The 21,833-nt window shown below is 72.3% G+C and carries 20 protein-coding genes; 12 read left to right on the top strand and 8 right to left on the bottom strand.

Annotated elements, in window-relative coordinates:
• The first annotated feature begins 6 nt into the window (after positions 1 to 6).
• Positions 7 to 654: an OmpA family protein gene (locus tag IE272_RS07870; protein WP_050360140.1), complete on the top strand. Its 648-nt coding sequence runs from the start codon at positions 7 to 9 to the stop codon at positions 652 to 654.
• A 334-nt stretch (positions 655 to 988) separates the two neighbouring features.
• A complete protein-coding gene (locus IE272_RS07865) occupies positions 989 to 2,542 on the top strand; it encodes a hypothetical protein (protein WP_190006518.1) in 1,554 nt (517 codons plus the stop codon).
• A gap of 50 nt (positions 2,543 to 2,592) precedes the next feature.
• Here the strand turns inward: IE272_RS07865 and IE272_RS07860 are convergent, their stop codons facing one another.
• The 3 genes from IE272_RS07860 to IE272_RS07850 all read right to left on the bottom strand — a co-directional run bounded on the left by IE272_RS07860 (position 2,593) and on the right by IE272_RS07850 (position 6,172).
• On the bottom strand, positions 2,593 to 3,282 hold the full coding sequence (locus IE272_RS07860; RefSeq protein WP_190006517.1) for a haloacid dehalogenase type II: 690 nt from the start codon (positions 3,280 to 3,282) through the stop codon (positions 2,593 to 2,595).
• A gap of 188 nt (positions 3,283 to 3,470) precedes the next feature.
• The gene (locus tag IE272_RS07855; RefSeq protein WP_190006516.1) at positions 3,471 to 4,058 is read right to left on the bottom strand and encodes a hypothetical protein; all 588 of its coding nucleotides are present in this window, start codon (positions 4,056 to 4,058) and stop codon (positions 3,471 to 3,473) included.
• A gap of 92 nt (positions 4,059 to 4,150) precedes the next feature.
• Entirely contained in the window at positions 4,151 to 6,172 is a 2,022-nt protein-coding gene (locus IE272_RS07850) for a hypothetical protein (protein ID WP_073740203.1), read from the bottom strand.
• A 269-nt stretch (positions 6,173 to 6,441) separates the two neighbouring features.
• Between IE272_RS07850 and IE272_RS07845 the strand changes: the two genes are divergently transcribed.
• Entirely contained in the window at positions 6,442 to 7,035 is a 594-nt protein-coding gene (locus IE272_RS07845) for a hypothetical protein (RefSeq protein WP_050360330.1), read from the top strand.
• Between the two features lie 87 nt (positions 7,036 to 7,122).
• Entirely contained in the window at positions 7,123 to 8,322 is a 1,200-nt protein-coding gene (locus tag IE272_RS07840; RefSeq protein WP_057668449.1) for a putative hexosyltransferase, read from the top strand.
• 83 nt (positions 8,323 to 8,405) lie between these two features.
• Here the strand turns inward: IE272_RS07840 and IE272_RS07835 are convergent, their stop codons facing one another.
• The gene (locus IE272_RS07835; RefSeq protein ID WP_050360135.1) at positions 8,406 to 8,813 is read right to left on the bottom strand and encodes a DUF192 domain-containing protein; all 408 of its coding nucleotides are present in this window, start codon (positions 8,811 to 8,813) and stop codon (positions 8,406 to 8,408) included.
• Positions 8,814 to 8,916: 103 nt separating this feature from the next.
• On the opposite strand from IE272_RS07835, the gene IE272_RS07830 reads away from it, so the two are divergent.
• From IE272_RS07830 to IE272_RS07820, 3 genes are all read left to right on the top strand, one after another.
• Positions 8,917 to 9,837: a prepilin peptidase gene (locus tag IE272_RS07830; protein WP_190006515.1), complete on the top strand. Its 921-nt coding sequence runs from the start codon at positions 8,917 to 8,919 to the stop codon at positions 9,835 to 9,837.
• A gap of 113 nt (positions 9,838 to 9,950) precedes the next feature.
• A complete protein-coding gene (locus tag IE272_RS07825) occupies positions 9,951 to 10,760 on the top strand; it encodes a class I SAM-dependent methyltransferase (protein ID WP_057665495.1) in 810 nt (269 codons plus the stop codon).
• Between the two features lie 136 nt (positions 10,761 to 10,896).
• A complete protein-coding gene (locus IE272_RS07820; RefSeq protein WP_050360697.1) occupies positions 10,897 to 11,343 on the top strand; it encodes a hypothetical protein in 447 nt (148 codons plus the stop codon).
• Positions 11,344 to 11,469: 126 nt separating this feature from the next.
• Here the strand turns inward: IE272_RS07820 and IE272_RS07815 are convergent, their stop codons facing one another.
• Both IE272_RS07815 and mgrA read right to left on the bottom strand, forming a co-directional pair.
• Positions 11,470 to 12,651, bottom strand: coding sequence for a winged helix DNA-binding domain-containing protein (locus IE272_RS07815; protein WP_190006514.1), 1,182 nt, complete (start codon positions 12,649 to 12,651; stop codon positions 11,470 to 11,472).
• Positions 12,652 to 13,004: 353 nt separating this feature from the next.
• Entirely contained in the window at positions 13,005 to 14,054 is a 1,050-nt protein-coding gene (gene mgrA / locus IE272_RS07810) for an L-glyceraldehyde 3-phosphate reductase (RefSeq protein WP_073957803.1), read from the bottom strand.
• Positions 14,055 to 14,318: 264 nt separating this feature from the next.
• Here mgrA and IE272_RS07805 point away from each other — a divergent pair, with 264 nt between their 5' ends.
• From IE272_RS07805 to IE272_RS07790, 4 genes are all read left to right on the top strand, one after another.
• Complete coding sequence (locus tag IE272_RS07805) at positions 14,319 to 15,080, top strand: isoprenyl transferase (protein WP_007452446.1); 762 nt, start codon at positions 14,319 to 14,321, stop codon at positions 15,078 to 15,080.
• Positions 15,081 to 15,475: 395 nt separating this feature from the next.
• Entirely contained in the window at positions 15,476 to 16,798 is a 1,323-nt protein-coding gene (gene phoH2, locus IE272_RS07800; protein ID WP_050360695.1) for an RNA 5'-3' helicase PhoH2, read from the top strand.
• A 388-nt stretch (positions 16,799 to 17,186) separates the two neighbouring features.
• A complete protein-coding gene (locus IE272_RS07795) occupies positions 17,187 to 17,900 on the top strand; it encodes an aggregation-promoting factor C-terminal-like domain-containing protein (protein ID WP_050360694.1) in 714 nt (237 codons plus the stop codon).
• A 168-nt stretch (positions 17,901 to 18,068) separates the two neighbouring features.
• Positions 18,069 to 19,448, top strand: a complete 1,380-nt coding sequence (locus tag IE272_RS07790; RefSeq protein ID WP_050360693.1) for an AI-2E family transporter — start codon at positions 18,069 to 18,071, stop codon at positions 19,446 to 19,448.
• A gap of 122 nt (positions 19,449 to 19,570) precedes the next feature.
• Here IE272_RS07790 and IE272_RS07785 read toward each other — a convergent pair whose 3' ends face one another.
• Together IE272_RS07785 and IE272_RS07780 are read right to left on the bottom strand one after the other, a co-directional pair.
• A complete protein-coding gene (locus tag IE272_RS07785; protein ID WP_003966620.1) occupies positions 19,571 to 20,104 on the bottom strand; it encodes an alkyl hydroperoxide reductase in 534 nt (177 codons plus the stop codon).
• A gap of 12 nt (positions 20,105 to 20,116) precedes the next feature.
• Positions 20,117 to 20,671 (bottom strand): peroxiredoxin, encoded by a 555-nt coding sequence (locus IE272_RS07780; protein WP_007452441.1) that lies wholly within the window; start codon positions 20,669 to 20,671, stop codon positions 20,117 to 20,119.
• Between the two features lie 133 nt (positions 20,672 to 20,804).
• On the opposite strand from IE272_RS07780, the gene IE272_RS07775 reads away from it, so the two are divergent.
• Complete coding sequence (locus tag IE272_RS07775; RefSeq protein ID WP_073802345.1) at positions 20,805 to 21,791, top strand: hydrogen peroxide-inducible genes activator; 987 nt, start codon at positions 20,805 to 20,807, stop codon at positions 21,789 to 21,791.
• The last annotated feature ends 42 nt before the right edge of the window (positions 21,792 to 21,833 follow it).

The following is a 21,833-nucleotide window of genomic DNA, read 5'->3' as shown; positions in this document are numbered from 1 at the left end:
GCGGCCATGAAGACCACCAAGCGCCCCCGGGCGACCCGCACCATGGGCCAGGCCGTCGCGGTCGCCGTGCTGCTCGCCGGCACCACGCTGCTCGGAGCCTCACCCTCGTACGCCGACGACGGGCCGAGCGTCCCGCCCGGGACGGAGGCGACGTCGGAGCCGCCCGTTCCTGTCGACCCGGCCGACCCGGACCTGAAGATGCCGGAGGGCGGCACCCTCGCCCCCGGCCGGGTCCTCGACATCGTCCAGGTCGTGGAGGACCTCGGAGGCGAGGAACGCCGCGAGGACAGCAACGCCGACATCAAGTTCGCGCTCCAGGCCGAAGTCCTCTTCGGCAAGGACAGCGCGAAGCTCAGCTCGGCGGCCAACGCCCGTATCGCCGCCATCGCCGACGAGATCAAGAAGCAGAACGCGACCAAGGTCCGCGTCTTCGGCTTCACGGACAACCTCGGCTCCTCGGCCCACGGCGACGTCCTGTCCAAGCAGCGCGCCGACGCCGTGCACGGGGTCCTGTCGAAGGAGCTCGGCGCCACGATCACGTACGAGATCCGGGGCTACGGCGAGCAGTACCCGATCGCCACCAACAGCAACGAAGAGGGCCGCAAGAAGAACCGCCGCGTGGAGGTCTCCTTCCCGCGCGGCGCGGGGTCCTGACCTCCTCCGCACCCACGGGAGACGGCCCGGCCCGGCACGCGACGACCTCGCGCGCCGGGCCGTTCGTCGTCCCGGCGGACGGCTCGCCCGGCCGCCCGCCAGGGTCGTGAACCGGCCACATCCTTCCCGAGCCCGTCACCCGAACGGCGGACCGTCGTTTGCGTTGTGGATCAGACACATCTCATACGGAGAAGAGCACGGTGGGTCCCTCGTGCGGCCGGACCGGAATCCGGACCGGCCGGCGCAGCGGGATGCGACATGCCGCGTGCCGCGGACCCACGTGTGAGCCCGGGTGCCGAGGTGCGCGGACGAATCAGGCGTCGAGGAGGGTGTGATGGGTGTGGAGGCCCACGCGACGAACGAGCGGGCGACGGGACGCACATGGACGGTGCGGCTGGACCCTGTCGGCCGCGGCCGTGCGGACGTACGCGTCTCGTGCAGCCGCCCGGCCTGCGCCGCGCAGGTGCTGCCCTCCGCGGCCGTCGGCCGTACGGCAGCGGTCGAGCATCTCAAGGCCCACCTGCGCGCGGGCCCGGCCCCCCGCCCGTCGGCGTACTGCGCCTGCCGGGCCGAGGAGTGCCACACCCACATCCGCCCCGCCGGACCGAGGGAGCGCCGCCCCGCGCCCTGGAGGTGCGGGGGCGCGGTCGTCCTGGCCGTCGTCACGGACCGGGAAGGGCGCTGGTGGCAGGTGATGGAGTGCTGCTCGCGCTGCGCGGCCGCCCACCCCACGGCGAAGATCGCCGCCACCGCCCCGGCCCCCGACAGAACGGCTCCGGCCGACGCCTTCCGGGCCGCGGCGGCCTCCGTGTCGACGGTGCCGGCCGTCGGCCCCCACTTCTCGCACACCGCTTCCGGTGCCACCGTCCCGCACGAGGTGCCACCGCCCCGGGCCCCGAGGCCGACGCGGCAGCGCGCCCGGCGGGGGAGGATCGCCCAGCGCTTCGTGCCGCACGAGCTGCGGCCCGTCGCGCTGCGGGACGAACTGACCGAACTCGGTGAACTCTTCCGCGCCTACCAGCAGCGTGCCGAACCCGACCTCGCCGTGCTCGCCGGCCTCCACGCCCGCAAGGCGAAGGCCTTCAGAGCCTGGGCCGAAGTCACCGCCGACACCGGACTGCGCCTCGACGCCGAGCGGGCCGAACAGGCCGCCGCCACCGCCCGTCTCCAGCATCTGCACCGCAGCGGCCAGGCTCCGGAAGGCGTCGGGCCCGCCGTGACACGGCTGCTGACCGCCTCCGCGCAGTGGAACCACGCACGGGCGGTCCTCACCCACGTGGCCGACCACTCGCCGCTGCCGGGGCCGGAGGCCCGCCTGCTGGTGGTGATGCTGACGCTGCGTACCGCGCAGTCCGGCGTCGGCAATCTCGTCGGGCAGGACCTCAAGGGGCTGCCCCTGCCGGATCCGGAGCATCTGGTGGGGCAACTGGTGGAGTGCGGCTGGCTGGATATCGCCGGGACCGTCGACGAACTGATCGCCTCCCGCCCGGAGAACCCCACCCGCATCGGCGTGCCGTCCCTGACGCCCGACGAGAGCGACCCGGGGCCGTTCACGTTCGGCAGGAAGATGCGTCCCAAGCTCAGCGGATGGGCCCAGCGGGTCGTCGGCGAGAAGAAGCTCCGCAAGGCCAAGACCGCGGCCGACGCCCGGTTGCTCGCCCTGGCGCTGGCCACCGGCGTCAGCCTCGACGGACAACTGGGGCCCGAGGGCGAGGGCCTGCCCCTGGAAGACCTTGCCTCCTGGTGTGCCGTCACCCCCGCTGAACTGCTGGAGCTGGTGGACCGGCTGACCGCGACGGACTGGCTGACGGAGGTTGCCGTCACCGACACCGTCCTCACCGGCCGGCTGACCGAACGCGTCCTGCCCCTCAGCTGCCCGCTCACCTGAGGAACGGAACGAAACACCCCCCGGGGCGGCCCGGCCACCAGGGATACGCCCTAACGCACCCCGAGTTGCCACGCCAGATCCGCCAGGCCCTCCGCGTACAGGTCGAACCGGTCCGAGGGCGTGGGCGGGTCGCCGACCGGGCGGGCCACATAGGCCGTGCGCAGGCCCAGCGCCTGCGCGCCGCGCAGGTCCCAGGCGTGGGCGGCGACCATCAGCAGGCGCTCCGGCGGCACCCCGGCGACGGTGACGGCCAGCCGGTAGACCGCCGGGTCCGGCTTGTAGGTGCGGGCGTCCTCGGCGGACAGGGCCTGGTGCCAGCGCAGTCCGGCGTGGGCGTTCAGACCCAGCAGCGCCGTCCGGCTCGCGTTGGAGAGGCCGATCAGCGGGAAGCGTCCGGCGATCCGGGCGAGCCCCGCCACGGTGTCGGGCCACGGCGGGAGGCGGCGGGCCGACCGGGCGAGCGCCTCCACCGCCGCCGGATCCCCGACCCCGGCGGCCTCCGCGACGAGCCCGGCGGCCTCGCGGTCGAGGAGGTCGCCGGGGACGTAGGGCCGGTCGCCGTCGAGGACGCGGCGCTGCTCCCGCTCGATGTACCGCTGCCACAGCAGCAGGAGCCGCTCGGTCCCGGCGGCGTCGGGGGACGGGGTGAGCGCGCGGATGCCGGCGCGGAGTCCGGCGGGTTCGTCGACGAGCGTGCCGAGTACGTCGAACACGACGGCGTCGATCTTCAGCTCTGCCATGGCGGGGTCTCCTGGAGACGGTGGCGGAAGGAGCGGCAGATCGCACAACACCGCGAAGTGGCTTCGCATGCCCCGCTCGCCCCTGCCCCGCCCGGCGGAGATCCCCCCGGCCCGGCGGAGATCCCCCCGGCCCTGCGGAGACCCCGGCCCGGCGGAGGCCCCCGCCCCCACCTCGCCCCCGCGCTCGGCTACTTGACCGTGATCGACTCCACGAACGCGTCCAGGTCCTCCGCGTCGACCGCGTCCTTCACCGCGTTCAGGCGCACCACGAACGGAACGCCCTTCGAGTCGACGCCCGCGACCAGGACCCCGGTCATCGGGGTCCCCACGTTCGGGGTGTCGTCCTGGCCGTCCGCCGTGAAGTCGTAGTCGATCCGGCGGGCCTCGCGGGCCTCGCGTGCGTCGTCAGGGCCCGCCAGGCGTACGTCCTCCGTCGCCCTGCGGGTGGAGTTCATGCCGATGCCGGCGCCCGCCGCGGCTGCCGCCCCGGCGGCGTCGCTCACCCCGGTGGCGAAGTCCAGCTGGACCGAGACCATGCCGGTCCGGATGCCGTCCTTCTTCCGGAGCGCCACGGCGGCGTTGCTCTTCGCCCGCTCGGCCGCGGGCTGTTCCGCGTACCCGTCGTTCTCCGGGTAGCCGACGCTCAGGCTCCTGGTCTCCAGCGTGCCCCAGCCCTCGGGCACGGACGCCGTGTCCTGGCCGTCGCCGCATCCGGTCAGCAGGAGGGCCGCTCCCATGACGGACACTGCCATGACGGCCGCCGTGGTGGCCGTCATGCGGCGCCGGGTCCTCCCCGCCGCCGGGGTCTTCCGCGTCCTGGCTCTCATCGCTCGTGTCACCGCCCCTTCGCTCCGGTCTCTTCGCCTCGTCAGTTCGCGCAGTAGCTGTACGGAAGATACGTGCGCGCGTCGCCCTGCGGGGCCCCGAGGAACCGCGCGTCCGTCAGGGTCTCCTTCTTCTCCTCCGTGGAGAGGGAGAATCCGAGGCTCATGCCGAGCGAGATCTCGAAGCCGAACTCCTGGGCGTCGCTCGCGCCGGTGTACCGCATGGAGCTGGACAGCCCGTCCTCGAACATCAACTGCTGGAACGGGTCGTTGCCCTCCGGCCGGTTCTCCATGCCGTGGTCGCCGAAGAGGTACTCGAACGGGGCGGTGTTGTTCCCGGAGCCGTCCAGCCACTGTTCGGCCACGCCGCGCTTGGCCTCCGTGCCGGCGTCCGTGTCCTTGCCGAAGACGATCGAGTTCGTCACCACGTCGATGCCGGTCTCGCCCGAGGAGTCCGAGGCGCTGCCCTTGCCGCCGCGCTTGTCCTTGCCGCTCTCGCCGTTGTCGCCGCCGACCTCGACCTTGCCGGAGGTCGAGCCGTTCTCCACCGTCTGCGTCATGTCGATGCGGACGATCTTCCCGGTCTTCTGGTCGCGGGTGACGGTGATGGCGCCGGTGCGGTTCTGCTTGCCGCCGACGGTCCCCTTGACCGGGCCCACGTTTCCGGCGGCCTTGCCCTCCAGTTCGAGCTTGGCGGTGTACGTGTACGACTCGTTGCCGTTCACGTCGTCCTTGGTGATCGTCACCTCGGGTGAGAACTTCGCCTTGCCGCCCAGCTTCGCGCCCAGTTCGCCCTCGTCGCCGCCCTTGAGGGAGAGGCCGCCGTCCGCGTAGGCGTTGAGGCCGACGGTCGAGTAGGAGATCTTCTTGTCGCCGATCTTCCTCTCGATGTCCTCCTTCTTCTCCGCCCACTTCATCGCGGAGTACCAGCCGCCGCCGTAACCGCCGCTGTGCTTGGTGGAGGTCTCCCACATCTTCATTTCCTCGATGTCGTCCCGCATCTTCTGCGCCTCCTCCTCACTCGCGAAGATCCAGGTGTCACCGTTGGTGATCTTGATGCCGCCGCCGATGTCGACGTCCGCCTTGCCGAGGCTCCCGAGCTTGACGCCCGGGGTGCTGGCGGTGGCCCCGGCGGACGCGGCGTCGGTGAACGTCATGGAGACGACCTTGTCCTTCCCGTCGACCGTGCCGTCGCCGTTCACATCGGTGCTCGCCTGGGAGACCTTCTGCTGGAAGCCGTACTCCTCGCCCCACTCGAACCAACCGATCTTGACCTTGCCGCCCGCCGTGTCCGTGATGCTGGAGACCTGGCACATCTTGGGCTCGTAGTCCTTGTCCGTCTTCGGCTTCGCCTCGGGGTCCTGGCCGCCGGCCGAGCACGAGCCGCCACCGCCGGCCAGCGAGCTGATCGCGCACCGCAGGCGCTCCCCGATCTTCCCGCCGACCCCGGCCATCGCCATCGCGCCGATCAGCATGGTGACGAGGACGACGAGGCCCAGGTACTCCATCGCGGTCGCGCCGCCGTCCCGCCAGTTGTACGCGTAGCGGGGCGGCTCCGGGGTCCGGGTGGCGCGCTCCTCCAGGAGCCGGTCGACGGCCACCCCCGACGCCGCGCCCGCCGCCAGCGAGACGGCCGGCATGAGGACGCCCTCGATGCCGACGACGTCCCCGGCGACGGCGAAGCCGTACAGCAGACCGGCCAGCGGTACCGCGAGGGCGGCGGCCAGGTACAGGGTGCGGGAGGACTCGCGGTACTCCTCGGGGAGGATCCGGGCCGAGGCCAGGACCGTCAGGAGCGTCACGACGAGGGCGGGCAGATGGAGCAGGGCCAGCCGCCAGCCGAACGTCTCCAGGCGCTCCTCGGTGCCCAGCAGATCGACCAGGACCCGGCTCATGACGAATCCGAGGGCGAGATAGACGAGGCCGCCGATCACCCAGCTCCGGGTCAACGCGAAGAACCGGCTGCCCTGTTGGCCGCCACGGGCGGCGCCGGACCCCGCGATGCCGTGGCGCCCCTGCGGTATGTGGCCCGCGCTCCGGTCTCCCCAGCCCCCGTCACCGCTCACGGTGCACCTCTCCATCGACCCGCGCGTGTTGCCCGACGGCTGAGAGCGTACGGCCGAAAAGCTGCCCCGGCCCGGGCCCCCGGCCCCAAAACCGGGCCCAAGTGCGAGGAGCGGACGTCGTGTTGCGCCGGGGCGCGGCGGCCGTTCCGCTTGGGGCCGCCCGTGGGTCCGTGGGCCCACGCCGCCCCGGCCGCGGCTCAGTACGCTCGGATGTGCCGGTGGTCGCCGACCTCGACGCCGCGAAGAACTGCGATGGGGGTGGGGCGTCGATGGATGCCGGATTCTTCTACTCGTACCACTTGGGCTGGACCCGGCTGGACGCCCGGACACTGCTGGGCGACCTGGAGGCCGAAGGGCTCCGCCCGGCGCACCCGGTGACCGGCCGCACGGTGCTCGTCAGCCTCGACTCCGCCTCCCTCGGGGCCCGTTCGCCCGTCACCCGCGAGCAGTTGCTGTCCATCGCGGGTCTCCAGCGGCTGCGCGAGGTCGGATTCCGGTTGTGGACCGACGGGGGCCTCGACCTCCTGGTGCGCATCCGGCAGGCCAGGTCCGGTGTCGTCGCCGTGGAGTTCTCCGTCGGGGAGCTGCCCGAGCCGGAGCGGGAGCACGCGGTGAGCGCCATCCGGCGGACCGTCGGACGGGCCTCCGTGCTCTGTATCGGCTTCGTCGTCGACCGGAGCGGCGCGACGGCCGCCACCGACTGGGACGGCGTCGTCATCGAGGGCGACGCACACCTCCACTCCTGGCCGGACACCGTCGCCGTACGGGACGAGACGGCCGCCCGCCACCCGCAGCTGGCCGTCATGGACGGGGTCGAGATGTCGCCGTGGAAGGTGTACGGGAACGAGGTGCTCGGCGTCTGAGCCGGGCCCCCGCGAACGCCCGGACACTCCCCGGGCCCCGGCCCCCGGTGCGGGGGGATGCCCGCCGACGACGTCATAATCGGCCGTATGTCCGATCACCAGCTCCGCACCCGGACGCCCGCCGGTCCGGCCCCGGGCCCCCGCACCCCCGGGTCCCGGGCCGCCGCCGCGTTCCGGGCCGCCGCGCCCGCGCTCGCGGTCTACGCCGGCGCCCGGGCCCTGGGGCTCCTGGCCTTCTGGGCAGCCGCGTCGGCCGCCGGGAAGGACCCCCTGGGGCCGCTCAGCGGACGCTGGGACTCCGTCTGGTACCAGCGCATCGCCGAGAACGGCTACCGCTACACCGTCACCCTCCCGGACGGCTCCGTCCACTCCGACCTGGCGTTCTTCCCCCTGCTCCCGGCCCTGGAACGCGCCATCTCCGAGGTGACCCCGCTCACCCTCGGCGGTGCCGGACTCCTGGTCGCCTGGACGGCCGGGCTGCTCGCCGCCTGGGGCGTCTTCGCCGTCGGCGCCCAGCTGCGCGGACGGCGTACGGGCGTGGTGCTGGCCGCGCTGTGGGGGGTGTACCCGACAGCGTTCGTCCAGTCGATGGCGTACACCGAGACCCTGTTCACCGCGCTCGCCGCCTGGGCGCTGTACGCCGTCCTCAGGGGCCGCTGGATCGTGGCGGGCGCGCTCTGCGTCCTGGCGGGGCTCACCCGGCCCACGGCGGCGGCGCTCATCGCCGCCCTGGCGATCACCGCGGCCGTCACCCTCGTACGGGAGTACCGCGACGAGCGCCGCGCCGGCCCGGTGCTGCGCCGCAACGCCCGGATGATCGCGGGCGTGGCGCTCGCACCGCTGGGCTGGCTGGCGTACGTGGTGTTCGTGGCCGTCCGCGAGGGCAGCCCGTTCGCCTACTTCGACGTCCAGGCGCAGTGGGGCAACAACATCGACGGCGGTCGCGCGCTCGCCGCCTTCATCGCCGGACTCCCGTGGCCGGCCGCCCTCGGCCTGTGCGCGGCGCTCGGGCTGCTGGGGTGGCTGGTGGTGCTGTGCGTACGGCAGCGGCAGCCGCTCCCGGTCCTCGTCTACGCCATCACGATCGTCGTCATCTCCCTGATCGGCGCCGGGTACTTCGGCTCCCGGCCGCGCCTGATGATGCCCGCGTTCCCGCTGCTGCTCCCGCCCGCCGTCGCCCTGCTGCGGCTGCGCACGACGGGGCGTACGGCCGCCGTCCTCGCCGTCCTGGCCTGCGCGTCCGCCGCGTACGGGGCCTGGACCCTGCTGGGCCCGGGCCCGCCGTAGCCCTGTCGGCCCGGACGCCCCGGCCCCCGGATGCCCGGGGAGCCGGGAAGCCAGGGAGCCTCGGCAGTGTCGGGTAGCCGTTCTCAGGCCCCGGAAGCCCCGGAGGCGCCCGACGCCCCGGAGGCGGGGGCCGTCGCGCTCAGCTCCACCCGTACGCCCGGCCGCACCCCCCACCGTTCCATCGCCCCGGCCTCCGCCTCCACCACGTGCCGGGCCCGCAGCCGGGGCAGGCCCAGGCGGCCGGGCTTCATGGTGCGGACGGCCAGGACCGTGAACTTCCGGTCCAGGTACACCACATCGATGGGGAACCGCATCCGGAAGGTGTGCACACTCCCGCACGGGGTGAGCATCATCGCCCCCTCGATCCCGTCCCGCCCGAGCAGCCCCTTGGTACGGGCCCGGTACGACGCCGCTATCCGCAGCGGCACCTCCCGGGTCCCGGAGTCCGTGCCGACCGTGAGCGTCCCGTCGCCATCGCGCCATGTCCTCATGGGCACCGACCGTAGCCCCCGGCGGTCGCGCCCGGGTCCGATACGCCGCGCTTGGGCCCCCGGGCCCAAGACCCCTGTTCCCGCAGCCCATTAGGGTCGTCCCGTGGACGCCGCGCTGCTCGCCCTCGCCGCGGTCTGGGGTGCCGTCACCGGACTGCTGATCCCGCGTGCCGCCTACCGGTTCGCCGTCGAGCCGGAGGAGCCCTGGCGTACGGCGTGCCCCGCGGGACACCCATGTACCGGCCCGGTCCGCGGCTGGCTCGGCCCGGCCCGGTGTGCGCCCTGCGCCGCCGCCCCGGGAACGCCGGCCGCGCCCGGGACCGACACCACCGTCGGCACCGAAGCCGCGGGCACCAAAACCGCGGGCACCGAAACCGCGGGCGGCACCGAAACCGCCGTCGGCCGGTCGTCCGCCGCCGTGCCCGGGGCGGCCCCTGCCGAAGCGGGCCGCGTCGCCGGAACCCCCGCCCACGGCCCGGTCGCTTACGCCCCCGGTGTCCTCGCCCCCCTGGTCACCGTGGTCGCCTGTGTCGCGCTCGCCGCCGCCACCGGGGCCAGGCCCGAGCTGATCGGGTGGCTGGCGCTGACCCCCGTCGCCGTGCTCCTCGCCGTCGTCGACCGGCGGGTGCACCGGCTGCCCGACCCGCTGACCCTGCCCCTGGCGGCCGCGGTCGTCCTGCTGCTCGGCGGCGCCGCCCTGCTTCCCGGGCACGCCGGATCCTGGACCTCCGGACTGCTGGGCGGCCTGGCCCTCGGCGGCTTCTACTTCGTGCTCTTCCTGATCAACCCGAACGGCATGGGCTTCGGCGATGTGAAGCTCGCCCTCGCCCTGGGCGTGGCCCTCGGCTGGTACGGCTGGACCGTGCTGTTCGTGGGCGGGTTCGCCGGGTTCCTGTTCGGGGCGCTGTACGGACTCGCCCTGGTGCTCCTGCGCCGGGCGGGGCGCAGGACCGGCATCCCGTTCGGCCCGTTCATGCTCGGCGGGGCGCTGACCGGCCTGCTGCTCGGGGCCCTGGCCGGGTGAGGACGGCCGCGTGCGGGAGCAGCCGCCCGCGCGGGCCCGCCCGCCCGCGCCGCGCGCCCGCACCCGCGCGGAATCCGTTCGCGCGCCCCGGGCCCGCCTGACACGATTCCCGTATGCCCGAACCATCCGCTCCCGCCCCCCTTCCCTTCGACTCCGCGGCCTCCCGCGACCGGTTCGAGGCCCTCGTCGCCGAGGCCGACGCCGTGTCCGTGGACGGATGGGACTTCTCCTGGCTCGACGGCCGCGCCACCGAGGAGCGCCCCTCCTGGGGGTACGCACGCGCGATGGCCGACCGGCTCGGCCGGGCCCACGCCGCGCTCGACCTCCAGACCGGGGGCGGCGAGGTCCTGGCCGCCGCGCCGAAGCTCCCGCCGGTCACCGTGGCCACGGAGGCCTGGCCGCCCAACATCGCCCGCGCCACCGCCCTTCTGCACCCGCTCGGGGCGGTCGTCGTCGCCGACGCGGACGAACCGCCGCTGCCCTTCGGGGACGCCGCCTTCGACCTCGTGGTCAGCCGCCACCCGGTCACCACGTGGTGGGAGGAGATCGCGCGGGTGCTCGCTCCCGGCGGCACGTACTTCTCGCAGCAGGTCGGCCCGGCCAGCGTCTTCGAACTCGTCGAGTACTTCCTCGGCCCCCAGCCGCCCGAGGTCCGGCGCGGCCGCCACCCCGAGGACGCGCGGGCCGCCGCGACGGCGGCCGGTCTCGACGTGGTGGACCTGCGCTCCGAGACGCTGCGCACCGAGTTCCGCGACATCGGCGCGGTGGTCTACTTCCTGCGCAAGGTGATCTGGATGGTGCCCGGATTCACCGTCGAGCAGTACCGTCCCCAACTGGCCGCGCTGCACCGGCAGATCGAGGCGGAAGGACCGTTCTTCGCCCGCACGGCCCGCTTCCTGATCGAGGCCCGCAAGCCCCGGTGACGGCGGCCGGTGGTCACCCTCCGGTCAACCCGCCTACCCCGTACGCCAGTTCAGCCTTGCCCCGGAGGCAACGGGATCGCGCGGGCGGCCGTCCTACTCGACGGGACGCACGCACAGTGAAGGAGGGGGAGCGGTCATGACCGTGGAGAGGGGAGACTGCGCGGCGCCTGCCGGGCGCGCGCGGCACGGCAACGCCGACTGGCTCACGGGGGCCAGGATCACCGCGGTCCTCGGGGTCTACTACCGACCCGAGGGCCGGGCGGGCGAGCCGGAGGCCGTCGAGTTCGTCCTCTCGGCGGACCAGTCCGTCCTGCTGACCTGCGCCTCCGACCGGACGCTGCACGTCACCCCGGGATCCTGGCCGAAGCTGCCCGACTGGTGCGTCCCGGCGAGCCAGTGGCAGCACGCCCCGCCCGCCCTCCTCCCGCCGGTGCCGTACGGGGGCGCGTGGACGGTCGTGGGCACCCAGGAGCTCAGGGACGCCGACGGGGAGGTGCTCCGGGCCGTCATCCGGTGCGAGGAAGGGGACTTCGTGGTGGTCGCCGGAGACACGATGGCGATCCGCTTCGAGCCCCGCCCCTGACCCGCACGCGCCGGGCGGACCCCGCACCCGCCGCCACGTACACCCCCACCCGTACGCCTCACACGCCCGATCGCTCACCCGGACTCCTCCACCCGGACGCCCGGCCCGTGCGCCGCGCCCCGGCCCCTACGCGTGCGGCCCCACCGTCACCGGGCCGACCGTCAGTTCCGCCGTCCCCTCCATGATCGCGGCGACCCGCTCCACCTGCTCCTCCAGCGCGCGCAGCCCGGCCTTGGGCAGGGGCTCCAGCGGCTCCACCGTCACCGCGATCCGGCGGCCCGAGCGGCGCAGGTGCCAGACGCCGGCCACCGTGCCGTCCACCAGCAGCACCGGGAAGTTGCCCGCCTGCCCGCCCGCGAGAGCCCGCTCGTACGCCGCCCCCGGGAACAGCCGCTCGCGGGGCTGGGAGGCGATGGCGAACGCGTCGAAGTACGGGAGCAGGCGCACGCCCCGCACCGGTGAGTCCGGGAAGTCCGTGTCGCCCGCGACCACCCACGCCGGGCCCCGGTCCGCGAACGTCACCTTCTCGATCGCCCCCGCCGCCGCCAGCGCGGCGAACTGCTCGGCCGCCCAGGGCTTCGGCGCGGCGAGCCACCGCGCGAAGTGGGCGGGGGTGGCCGGCCCGTACGCGTGCAGATACCGCTCGATCAGGGCGGCCTGCGCCCCGGGGCCGGGCAGCGGGGTGCACCCGGGGTTGGTGTACGTCGCCTTCCGCCCCCGGTTCGGGGCGTAGACGAGGGCGCCCCGGTGGCCGGCCAGGTGCAGGACCTGCCGCCAGCGTGGCCACATCGTCCGGAATCCCGGCATCACCAGGTCCCCGGCCCACGGCCCGGTCCGCGCGACGACCTCCTCGGAGAGTTCGTCGATGGTGAGTTCCGTCCCCGTCAGCGCCTCCGCGACGGCGGCGACGACCGCCTCCACCTGGTCCGGGGTCATCCGGGCGTCCTTGGGGAAGGGGTTCGTGCCCGCCGGCACGGCGGACAGGGCCCCGGTCCACAGGGGCAGGTCCGCCGCGGGCAGCAGGTGGACCGTGCCGCGCGGTCCGAACGTCTTGACCAGGGTCCGGTCGGTCCACAGAGCCGTACGGACGTCCGTACGGGTCAGTCCGTCCCCGCGCAGCCCCACGGACAGCTCGGCCGCCGACAGCACCTGGGCGTGCGCGCCGAGCATCGCGGCCACCGCCGCGCCGGGGGAGGTGGCGGGTGACGCGCCGGCGGCGGCATCCGGGTGGAGGTGCTGGCGGGCCAGCCTCCGGGCGTTCGCCCCGGTCCAGGTCACGGTCGCTGTCGCGGGGGATCGTGTCGTCATGCGTCGAACCTAGAGCCACAAGAGGTCAGGTTCTGTCCTCTGCCGACTCCGACGGCGTCAAGCCGACGCCGTACCGCGACCCCTCGCTACCGGGGCCGATACCGGGCCGGTGACGGGAGTCCGGCGGGCGTCAGCCCTGTCCGGAACGCAGTCCGGCGAATCCGGAGAGTAATTGTGGAGTGGCGCGGCACGCGCCAGTACTTACGAAGGGTTATGGTGGAAACCCCCCCTCGGGCCGGTCCGTATCCCCCCCCACGGACCGGCCCGTTTTTTTTACGGGCCGGCGTCGGCGCTGCCGCGCGGCCCCGGGGCGCTCCCGTTCTCCCCCGCACGCGAGCCCCGTCGGGCCGAGGTCAGCTGCGACCGGCCCAGATGTTCGTGCCCGCCGTGTCCACGGCGAAGGCGTCGATCTCCTTGAGCTCGTCGGCGGTCAGCGCCGGGCCCGCGAGGGCCGCCACGTTCTCCTCCAACTGCTTCACGCTCGACGCGCCGATCAGCGCCGAGGTCATCCGGCTGTCGCGCAGCACCCACGCGATGGCGAGCTGGGCGAGCGACTGGCCGCGGCCCTGCGCGATGTCGTTGAGCCCGTTGAGCCGGCGGACCACCTCGTCGGAGAGCAGACCCGGGTCGAGGGACTTGCCCTGGGTGGCGCGCGAGCCCTCCGGAATGCCCTTCAGGTACTTGTTCGTGAGCAGGCCCTGCGCGAGCGGCACGAAGGAGATGCATCCCATCCCGGCCGCCTCCAGGGTGTCGAGCAGCCCGTCGTCCTCGATCCAGCGGTTGATCATGGAGTAGGACGGCTGGTGGATCAGTGCGGGCACCCCCATCTCCTTGAGCAGCCCGGCAGCCTGGGCGGTCTGCTCCGCGGTGTACGAGGAGACGCCCACGTACAGCGCCTTGCCCTGCTGGACGGCGGACGCCAGCGCGCCCATCGTCTCCTCCAGCGGGGTGTGCGGGTCGAAGCGGTGCGAGTAGAAGACGTCGACGTAGTCGAGGCCCATCCGCTTCAGGGAGGCGTCGAGCGAGGACAGCAGATACTTCCGGGAGCCCCACTCGCCGTACGGGCCGGGATGCATCAGATAACCGGCCTTGGTGGAAATGACCAGCTCGTCCCGGTACGGCGTGAAGTCCTGGGCGAAGAGCTTGCCGAAGTTCAGCTCGGCCGAGCCGGGCGGCGGACCGTAGTTATTGGCCAGATCGAAGTGGGTGACCCCGAGATCGAAGGCGCGACGCAGGATCGCCCGCTGGGAGTCCAGGGCCCGGTCGTCGCCGAAGTTGTGCCACAGACCCAGCGAGAGAGCGGGGAGCTTGAGGCCGCTGCGCCCGGTCCGGCGGTACTCCATGGAGTCGTAACGGGAATCGGCGGCGCGGTGGCGCAGGCCGGGGGAGAGGTAATCAGTCACGTTTCATTCCTTATCACGGAGTTGTGACAGACCGGGTTGGGCCCCCGTGGCCCGGTCGCAGTAATGTGGCGGCTTCGGGGAATGCCGATGTGCGGCGCGGCGAAGGCCCGCGTGGCCGTGCCCAGTGGTAAGGGCGCGGACCGCCGAGGGATCGTGCGGGCGGCGCAGACCGTGCAGCGATCCCCTGCGGGGGGACGGCCCCCGGACCCCCGGCGACGGGGAGGGCGGGCCCCGGGCCCGTACGGAACCGAGAGGGTGAACGCAGTGAACTTCCGCGACCTGGTGTACAGGCTCTACGCGCGCCGGGTGGGAGGCCGCCTGGACCACGACCAGGTGCCGAAGCACATCGGGGTCATCCTCGACGGCAACCGGCGCTGGGCCAAGGCGTCCGGCGGATCGGCCGTGCAGGGCCACCAGGCCGGTGCGGACAAGATCTCCGAGCTGCTCGGCTGGTGCAACGAGACCGATGTCGAGGTCGTCACCCTCTGGATGCTGTCCACGGACAACTTCGACCGGCCCGAGCACGAGCTGAAGCCGCTGCTCGGCATCATCGAGAACACCGTGCGCAACCTCGCCGCGGACGGGCGCTGGCGCGTCCATCACGTCGGCACGCTCGACCTGCTTCCGCCGGAGACGCAGTCGGTGCTCAAGGAGGCCCAGGAGGCGACGTCCGACATCGACGGAATAATCGTCAATGTCGCGGTCGGCTACGGCGGCCGCCAGGAGATCGCGGACGCGGTGCGCTCCCTGCTCCTGGAGCACTCGGAGAAGGGCACGACCTTCGAGGAGCTGGCCGAGGTCGTCTCCACCGACCTCATCTCCGAGCACCTCTACACCCGGGGCCAGCCCGACCCCGACCTGGTGATCCGGACGAGCGGCGAGCAGCGGCTCTCGGGCTTCATGCTCTGGCAGAGCGCCCACTCGGAGTACTACTTCTGCGAGGTCTTCTGGCCGGCCTTCCGCAAGGTCGACTTCCTCCGGGCGCTGCGCGACTACGCCGCCCGCCACCGCCGCTACGGGGCCTGAGCTGCCCTGAACACCCCTCCCTCCCGCACGTCCGTCGACGGCTCCCCTATATAGGGGAGCCATCGCCGTAGGCAAGGGGGTCACCGCGCGTCCACCGGGACTTCTCCACACCGTGTCATATGCGGCGGCATGGCTTCGCGCGGAAAAGGGAATACCCCTGTCAGGTCGACGTCCGGTCATCAACCAGGCGGATGTCGCATCCAAGTGAGCGGCACCCAGCCCGCTCGCCCGGGAGGCCCTTTGCACACGAAGGACCGTAGACAGTCTGCGGCCGACGCGGTGGCCGTGGTCCGGCCCGCGCACAGGGGCCCGATCCCGGTCCGTCCTCTCCCTTCGGGAAGCTCCGCGACCGTCCGTCGCACTCCCCGACCTCGTCCGAGGGGGTACGTCCTTCCGTGGTGACCAGCAGCAAGCGCCGCATGCCCGACCGGCGCACATACGTTCTCGACACCAGCGTCCTGCTGGCCGATCCCGGTGCCATGGCCCGCTTCGACGAGCACGAAGTCGTGCTCCCGATCGTGGTGGTCACGGAACTGGAGGCCAAACGGCATCACCCCGAGCTCGGATACTTCGCCCGGCAGGCCCTGCGCCTGCTGGACGACTTCCGGGTCCGGTACGGCCGGCTGGACGCCCCGATCCCACTCGGGGATCTGGGCGGGACGCTCCGAGTCGAGCTCAACCACTCCGATCCCGGTGTCCTGCCCGCCGGCTACCGGTTGGGGGACAACGACTCACGGATTCTCGCGGTCGCACGCAACCTCCAGGCCGAGGGGTACGACGTCACGGTCGTCTCCAAGGACCTGCCGCTCCGTATCAAGGCGTCCTCCGTGGGTCTCCTCGCCGAGGAGTACCGCGCGGAGCTCGCCATCACGGACTCCGGCTGGACCGGTATGAGCGAACTGTCCCTCGCCGGGGAACAGATCGACCTGCTGTTCGGCGAGGAGACGCTGTACGTCCCCGAGGCCGCCGAACTGCCCGTCCACACCGGTCTGGTCCTCCAGTCCGAGCGCGGCAAGGCGCTCGGCCGGGTGACGGCCGAGGGCAACGTACGGCTCGTGCGGGGCGACCGGGAGGCCTTCGGCATCCACGGGCGCAGCGCCGAACAGCGGATCGCCCTCGACCTCCTGCTGGACGCCGACGTCGGCATCGTGTCGCTGGGCGGCCGGGCCGGCACCGGCAAGTCGGCGCTGGCCCTCTGCGCGGGGCTGGAGGCGGTGCTGGAGCGCCAACAGCACAAGAAGGTGATGGTCTTCCGCCCGCTGTACGCGGTGGGCGGGCAGGAGCTCGGCTATCTCCCCGGCAGCGAGGCCGAGAAGATGAGCCCCTGGGCGCAGGCGGTCTTCGACACGCTCTCGGCGGTCGCCGGGCGCGAGGTCATCGAGGAGGTGCTCGGGCGCGGGATGCTGGAGGTCCTGCCGCTCACCCACATCCGCGGCCGGTCCCTGCACGACGCCTTCGTGATCGTCGACGAGGCGCAGTCGCTCGAACGGAACGTCCTGCTGACCGTGTTGTCCCGAATCGGGGCGAATTCGCGTGTCGTGCTCACCCACGACGTGGCCCAGCGGGACAACCTCCGGGTCGGCCGGTACGACGGAGTCGTCGCCGTCGTCGAGAAACTGAAGGGCCATCCGCTGTTCGCCCACGTCACGCTCACGCGGTCGGAGCGTTCGCAGATCGCCGCGCTGGTGACCGAAATGCTGGAGGAAGGCCACATCTGACACGCATATCCCTTTGATGCCGCCCGGCGAGCCAAGGAGCTTAGCCGGGCGGCATTGTGCTGCGCCGTCATTTCCGAAAAACCGGGGGGCCAAACGGGGTGTGACCTTTCCCACGCAACACAGAATTGCCTCCCGGCGCTCCCGTCCGGCAGAGTCTTGCTTCCGTCAGGCCCCGCATACGGCACTTGGGCACCTCCAGAGGCGCCACGCACCACACAACTCAACACAAGACGCCCGTATGCCGCCCGCGAGCACCACGCGGCAGCCCCTCACCGGGGTTGCCCATCGGGCCCGTGCCTCCCGTGACCCACGCAGTAGGGAGGCCAGTGTCAGGGGCACGAACGCGCCCGCGAGGTCACCTAAGCGGGCGATGCTGGAAGGACACCATGTGAGCCGGATCTCGGTCCGGGGGTTCGCCGTGGCATCCGCCACCGCGGTCACCACCGTTGGCGCCGTCGTAGGCGTTGCTGCGGGCGGCACACCTGCCGCCGACGACAACAACTTCGAGGCGGCCGCAGCCGACACCACGCTGCTCGCAGACATCCCCGCGGGCCAGCAGGCCCAGGTCCAGACCGCTTCGCTGACGCAGCAGGCCGATGCCCAGGCATCCGCCGCCGACGCCGCCGCGAAGAAGTCGGCCGAGGAATCGGCCCGCCTCCAGGCCGCCAAGGACGCCAAGTCCAAGAAGCAGGCAGCCGAGGACCGGGTCGAGGCCGAGCGCAAGGCGGAGCAGAAGAAGAAGGAAGAGGCCGAGCGCGCCAGCCGTTCTTCCGTCCGCGACGCCGCTTCGTTCTCCGCGCAGGGCTCCTACAGCGTGGCCGACGTCAAGGCGATGGCCCGTCAGATGGTCCCCGCGGACCAGTTCCAGTGCTTCAGCAACATCGTGAACCACGAGTCGACCTGGAACTACCGCGCGAGCAACCCGTCCTCCGGGGCGTACGGGCTCATGCAGGCGCTCCCGGGTCACAAGATGTCGTCCGCCGGTGCCGACTGGCAGACCAACCCGGCCACCCAGATCAAGTGGGGCCTCAGCTACATGGACGGCCGTTACGGCAGCCCGTGCGGCGCCTGGTCCTTCTGGCAGGCCAACAACTGGTATTAGAGGGAGCGGGCGAAGTCCACGGACCGCCCTCTCAACCTCGCGAGGCCCCTCACCGTCCAGACGGTGGGGGGCCTCGCGCGTGTACGGTCGCATCCTGGCGGTCCCGGGGAGCGTTGGGGAAAACGCTGAGGAGCGCTGGGACGGGAAGATGGGGGAAGGAAAGCAAGCATGTCGAAACTGCCGGGCTGGCTGGACCGCTTCGGGTCCGAACTGACGGAGCTGGGTGCGCGACTGGACGAGCGACGGGCGCGCGCCGCCGCGGATGACGAGGACCCCCTCGCGGCGCGGGGGGCTCCCGCCGTCCCGGAGGACGACGGCACCGGGCAGGTGCCCGCGCCGCCCTCGTACGCCCCCTCGGTCGCCGCCAAGCCGGATCCGGTGGCGGCGATCCCGTGGGGGATGCGGGTCGCCGCCGAGGCAGGCTGGCGCCTCCTCGTCCTGGCCGGGACGCTCTGGGTGCTGATGCGGGTGATCAGCGCGGTCCAGCTCGTGGTGCTGGCCTTCGCCGCCGCGCTGCTCGTCACCGCGATGCTCCAGCCGACCGTCGTCCGGCTCAAGCGGTTCGGGCTGCCCCACGGGCTCGCCACCGCCGTGACCGCCGTCCTCGGCTTCGTCATCATCGGACTGGTCGGCTGGTTCGTGGTGTGGCAGGTGATGGACAACCTCGACACGCTTTCCGACCGGGTCCGCGACGGCATCGACGAGTTGAAGCGCTGGGCGCTCGACAGCCCCTTCCACGTCACCGAGTCGCAGATCAACGACATCGCCAAGAACCTCAGCGACACCATCGGCACCAACACCGAGGAGATCACCTCCGCCGGGCTCCAGGGCGTCACCGTGATGGTGGAGTTCCTCACCGGGCTGCTGCTGGCGATGTTCTCCACGCTGTTCCTGCTCTACGACGGCCGGCGCATCTGGGAATGGTCGCTCAAGCTGGTGCCCGCCGCGGCCCGCCCCGGGGTCGCCGGCGCCGGACCGCGCGCCTGGCGCACCCTGACCGCGTATGTGCGCGGCACGGTGCTCGTCGCCCTGATCGACGCCATCTTCATCGGGTTCGGCCTCTACGTCCTCAATGTGCCGCTCGCGGTGCCGCTGGCCGTCTTCATCTTCCTGTTCGCCTTCATCCCGCTCGTCGGCGCCGTGGTCTCCGGGGCGCTCGCGGTCGTCGTCGCGCTGGTCACCGAGGGAGTGTGGACCGCGCTGTGGGCGCTGGTGGTGGTCCTGGCGGTGCAGCAGATCGAGGGCCACATCCTGCAGCCGTTCATCCTCGGCCGCGCCGTCCGGGTGCATCCGCTCGCGGTGGTCCTCGCGGTGGCGACCGGCGGTCTGGTCGCGGGCATCGGCGGCGCGGTGGTCGCCGTACCGCTGGTCGCCGTGATCAACACGGTGGTCGGCTATCTGCGTTCGTACGGGGAGCCGGGTGAACGGGGCGGTCATCACGGGGCCACCGCCCTGTCGATGAGCCCGGCGCACGCGGCGCCCGCGCCCCCGGGTCCGCAGGACTCCCCGGGCGAACCCGCGCAGGAGAAGCGGCCGCCCCAGGAGTAGCGGAACCGCACGGAAGCCGGATCGGGAGACGGCGCGGAAGACGGCACGGAACGAAAAGAAGAGCCCCGGGGACGGTCGGTCGTCCTCGGGGCTCTTCTCGTATCAGGGGTGGTGCGGTGTCACTACTCGGCGAGTACGGCCTCGGCGTCGAGGGTCACACCGACCGCCTGGATCACCGAAGCGACCTTGACGGCTTCCTGAATGGTCTCACGGTCCACGCCGGCCTTGCGCAGCACCTGCTCGTGGGAGTCCAGGCACTGGCCGCAGCCGTTGATCGCGGAGACGGCGAGCGACCACAGCTCGAAGTCGACCTTCTCCACGCCCGGGTTGCCGATGACGTTCATCCGCAGGCCCGCGCGGAGCGTGCCGTACTCCGGGTCCGACAGCAGGTGCCGGGTCCGGTAGAAGACATTGTTCATCGCCATGATCGCGGCCGCCGACTTCGCCGCGGTGTACGCCTCGGCGGAGAGGTTGGCCTTCGCCTCGGGCTCCAGCTCGCGCAGCACCTTCGGTGAACGCGAGGCGATCGCGCAGGCCAGCACGGTGCCCCACAGCTGCTGCTGCGGGAGGTCGCTGTTGCCGATGACCGAGCCGAGGTTCAGCTTCAGGTCCTTGGCGAAGTCCGGTATGGCGGACTTCAGTTCGTCGAGAGCCATGTCGGTATCAGCTCACTCGCCCGAGAGGAGCGCGACCGGGTCGAGGGTGTTCTCGCCCTTGGTCCAGTTGCACGGGCACAGCTCGTCGGTCTGCAGGGCGTCGAGGACCCGCAGGACCTCCTTGGGGTTACGGCCCACGGAACCGGCGGTCACCATCGTGAACTGGATCTCGTTGTTCTGGTCGACGATGAAGACGGCGCGCTGGGCGAAGCCGTCCTCGCCCTCGATGCCGAGGTCACGCATGAGCTCGTGCTTCGAGTCGGCCAGCATCGGGAAGGGCAGGTCGGTCAGGTCCGGGTGGTCCTTGCGCCAGGCGTGGTGCACGAACTCGGAGTCACCGGAGAAGCCGAGGACCTGGGCGTCGCGGTCCGCGAACTCCTCGTTCAGCTTGCCGAAGGCGGCGATCTCGGTGGGGCACACGAAGGTGAAGTCCTTCGGCCACGCGAAGACGATCTTCCACTTGCCCTCGTAGGTCTTGTGGTTGATCTGCTCGAACTCCTTGCCGCTCTCCAGCGAAACACAAGCAGTCAGGTCGAACTCGGGGAACTTGTCACCGACAGTGAGCACGCGCTCTCCTTGCAACGTCTGGAATTCCCCTTTTGGGGGCGTTCCTGAGGGTTGGACGAGTTCCACCTTGGCACAGAGTGCATTGATCACGGAAATAGCTACACTCGGTCGAGATGATCGGAGGTGCCTATCAGTGGGCCAGGGTAATCAGGGCATACGCCCCAAGCAGTCCGGTAAGCCGACCGCCAAGCAGCCCAGCCTGTCGCAGCTGCGCGCCTTCACGGCCGTGGCGGAGCATCTGCACTTCCGGGACGCCGCGGCAGCAATCGGGATGAGTCAGCCCGCACTCTCCGGAGCGGTGTCGACCCTGGAGGAGGCACTGGGTGTCCAGCTCATCGAGCGTACGACGCGCAAGGTGCTGCTCTCGCCCGCGGGGGAGCGGCTCGCGGTGCGGGCCGGGGCGGTGCTGGAGGCCGTCGCCGCGCTGATGGAGGAGGCGGAGGCGGTCCGGGCCCCGTTCACCGGAGTGCTCCGGCTCGGCGTGATCCCGACCGTCGCCCCGTATCTGCTGCCCACCGTGCTCCGCCTCGTCCACGAGCGGTACGTGGACCTCGACCTCCAGGTCCACGAGGAGCAGACCTCCTCACTGCTGGAGGGCCTCGCCGCCGGGCGGCTCGACCTGCTCCTGCTCGCCGTGCCGCTCGGGGTCCCCGGAGTGAGCGAGATCCCGTTGTTCGACGAGGACTTCGTGCTGGTCATGGAGCAGGACCACTGGCTCGGCGGCCGGGCGGACATCCCGCGCGACGCCCTGCGCGAACTGCCGCTGCTGCTCCTGGACGAGGGGCACTGCCTGCGCGACCAGGCCCTGGACATCTGCCGTGAGGCGGGCCGCACCGAGGGCGCACCGGTGACCACGACCGCCGCCGGGCTCTCCACCCTGGTCCAGCTGGTGGCGGGCGGGCTCGGGGTGACGCTGCTGCCCCGGACCGCGGTGACGGTGGAGACCGGCCGCAACGAGGCGCTGGCCACCGGGTACTTCGCGGACCCGGCGCCCACTCGGCGGGTGGCGCTGGCGATGCGGTCGGGGTCGGCGCGGGGCGGCGAGTTCGAGGAGTTCGCGGCCGCCCTGCGCGAGGCGATGCGACCGCTGCCGGTGCGGCTGGTGGCGGAGAGCCCGTAGAGCGCGCCCCCGCACGGAACGCGGGCAGGGGCCCCTGCCGTA

Source organism: Streptomyces anulatus, assembly GCF_014650675.1.
Lineage (GTDB): Bacteria > Actinomycetota > Actinomycetes > Streptomycetales > Streptomycetaceae > Streptomyces > Streptomyces anulatus.
Note: the sequence above shows the minus strand (reverse complement) of the source record. Positions and strands in the feature narration are given on the sequence as shown.

Excerpts from the sequence above, each read along its gene's own strand:
- IE272_RS07870 (WP_050360140.1), top strand. The coding sequence starts at position 7 with ATGAAGACCACCAAGCGCCCCCGGGCGACCCGCACCATGGGCCAGGCC.
- IE272_RS07865 (WP_190006518.1), top strand. The coding sequence starts at position 989 with ATGGGTGTGGAGGCCCACGCGACGAACGAGCGGGCGACGGGACGCACA.
- IE272_RS07860 (WP_190006517.1), bottom strand. The coding sequence starts at position 3,282 with ATGGCAGAGCTGAAGATCGACGCCGTCGTGTTCGACGTACTCGGCACG.
- IE272_RS07855 (WP_190006516.1), bottom strand. The coding sequence starts at position 4,058 with ATGACGGCCACCACGGCGGCCGTCATGGCAGTGTCCGTCATGGGAGCG.
- IE272_RS07845 (WP_050360330.1), top strand. The coding sequence starts at position 6,442 with ATGGATGCCGGATTCTTCTACTCGTACCACTTGGGCTGGACCCGGCTG.
- IE272_RS07840 (WP_057668449.1), top strand. The coding sequence starts at position 7,123 with ATGTCCGATCACCAGCTCCGCACCCGGACGCCCGCCGGTCCGGCCCCG.
- IE272_RS07835 (WP_050360135.1), bottom strand. The coding sequence starts at position 8,813 with ATGAGGACATGGCGCGATGGCGACGGGACGCTCACGGTCGGCACGGAC.
- IE272_RS07825 (WP_057665495.1), top strand. The coding sequence starts at position 9,951 with ATGCCCGAACCATCCGCTCCCGCCCCCCTTCCCTTCGACTCCGCGGCC.
- IE272_RS07820 (WP_050360697.1), top strand. The coding sequence starts at position 10,897 with ATGACCGTGGAGAGGGGAGACTGCGCGGCGCCTGCCGGGCGCGCGCGG.
- IE272_RS07815 (WP_190006514.1), bottom strand. The coding sequence starts at position 12,651 with ATGACGACACGATCCCCCGCGACAGCGACCGTGACCTGGACCGGGGCG.
- IE272_RS07790 (WP_050360693.1), top strand. The coding sequence starts at position 18,069 with ATGTCGAAACTGCCGGGCTGGCTGGACCGCTTCGGGTCCGAACTGACG.
- IE272_RS07785 (WP_003966620.1), bottom strand. The coding sequence starts at position 20,104 with ATGGCTCTCGACGAACTGAAGTCCGCCATACCGGACTTCGCCAAGGAC.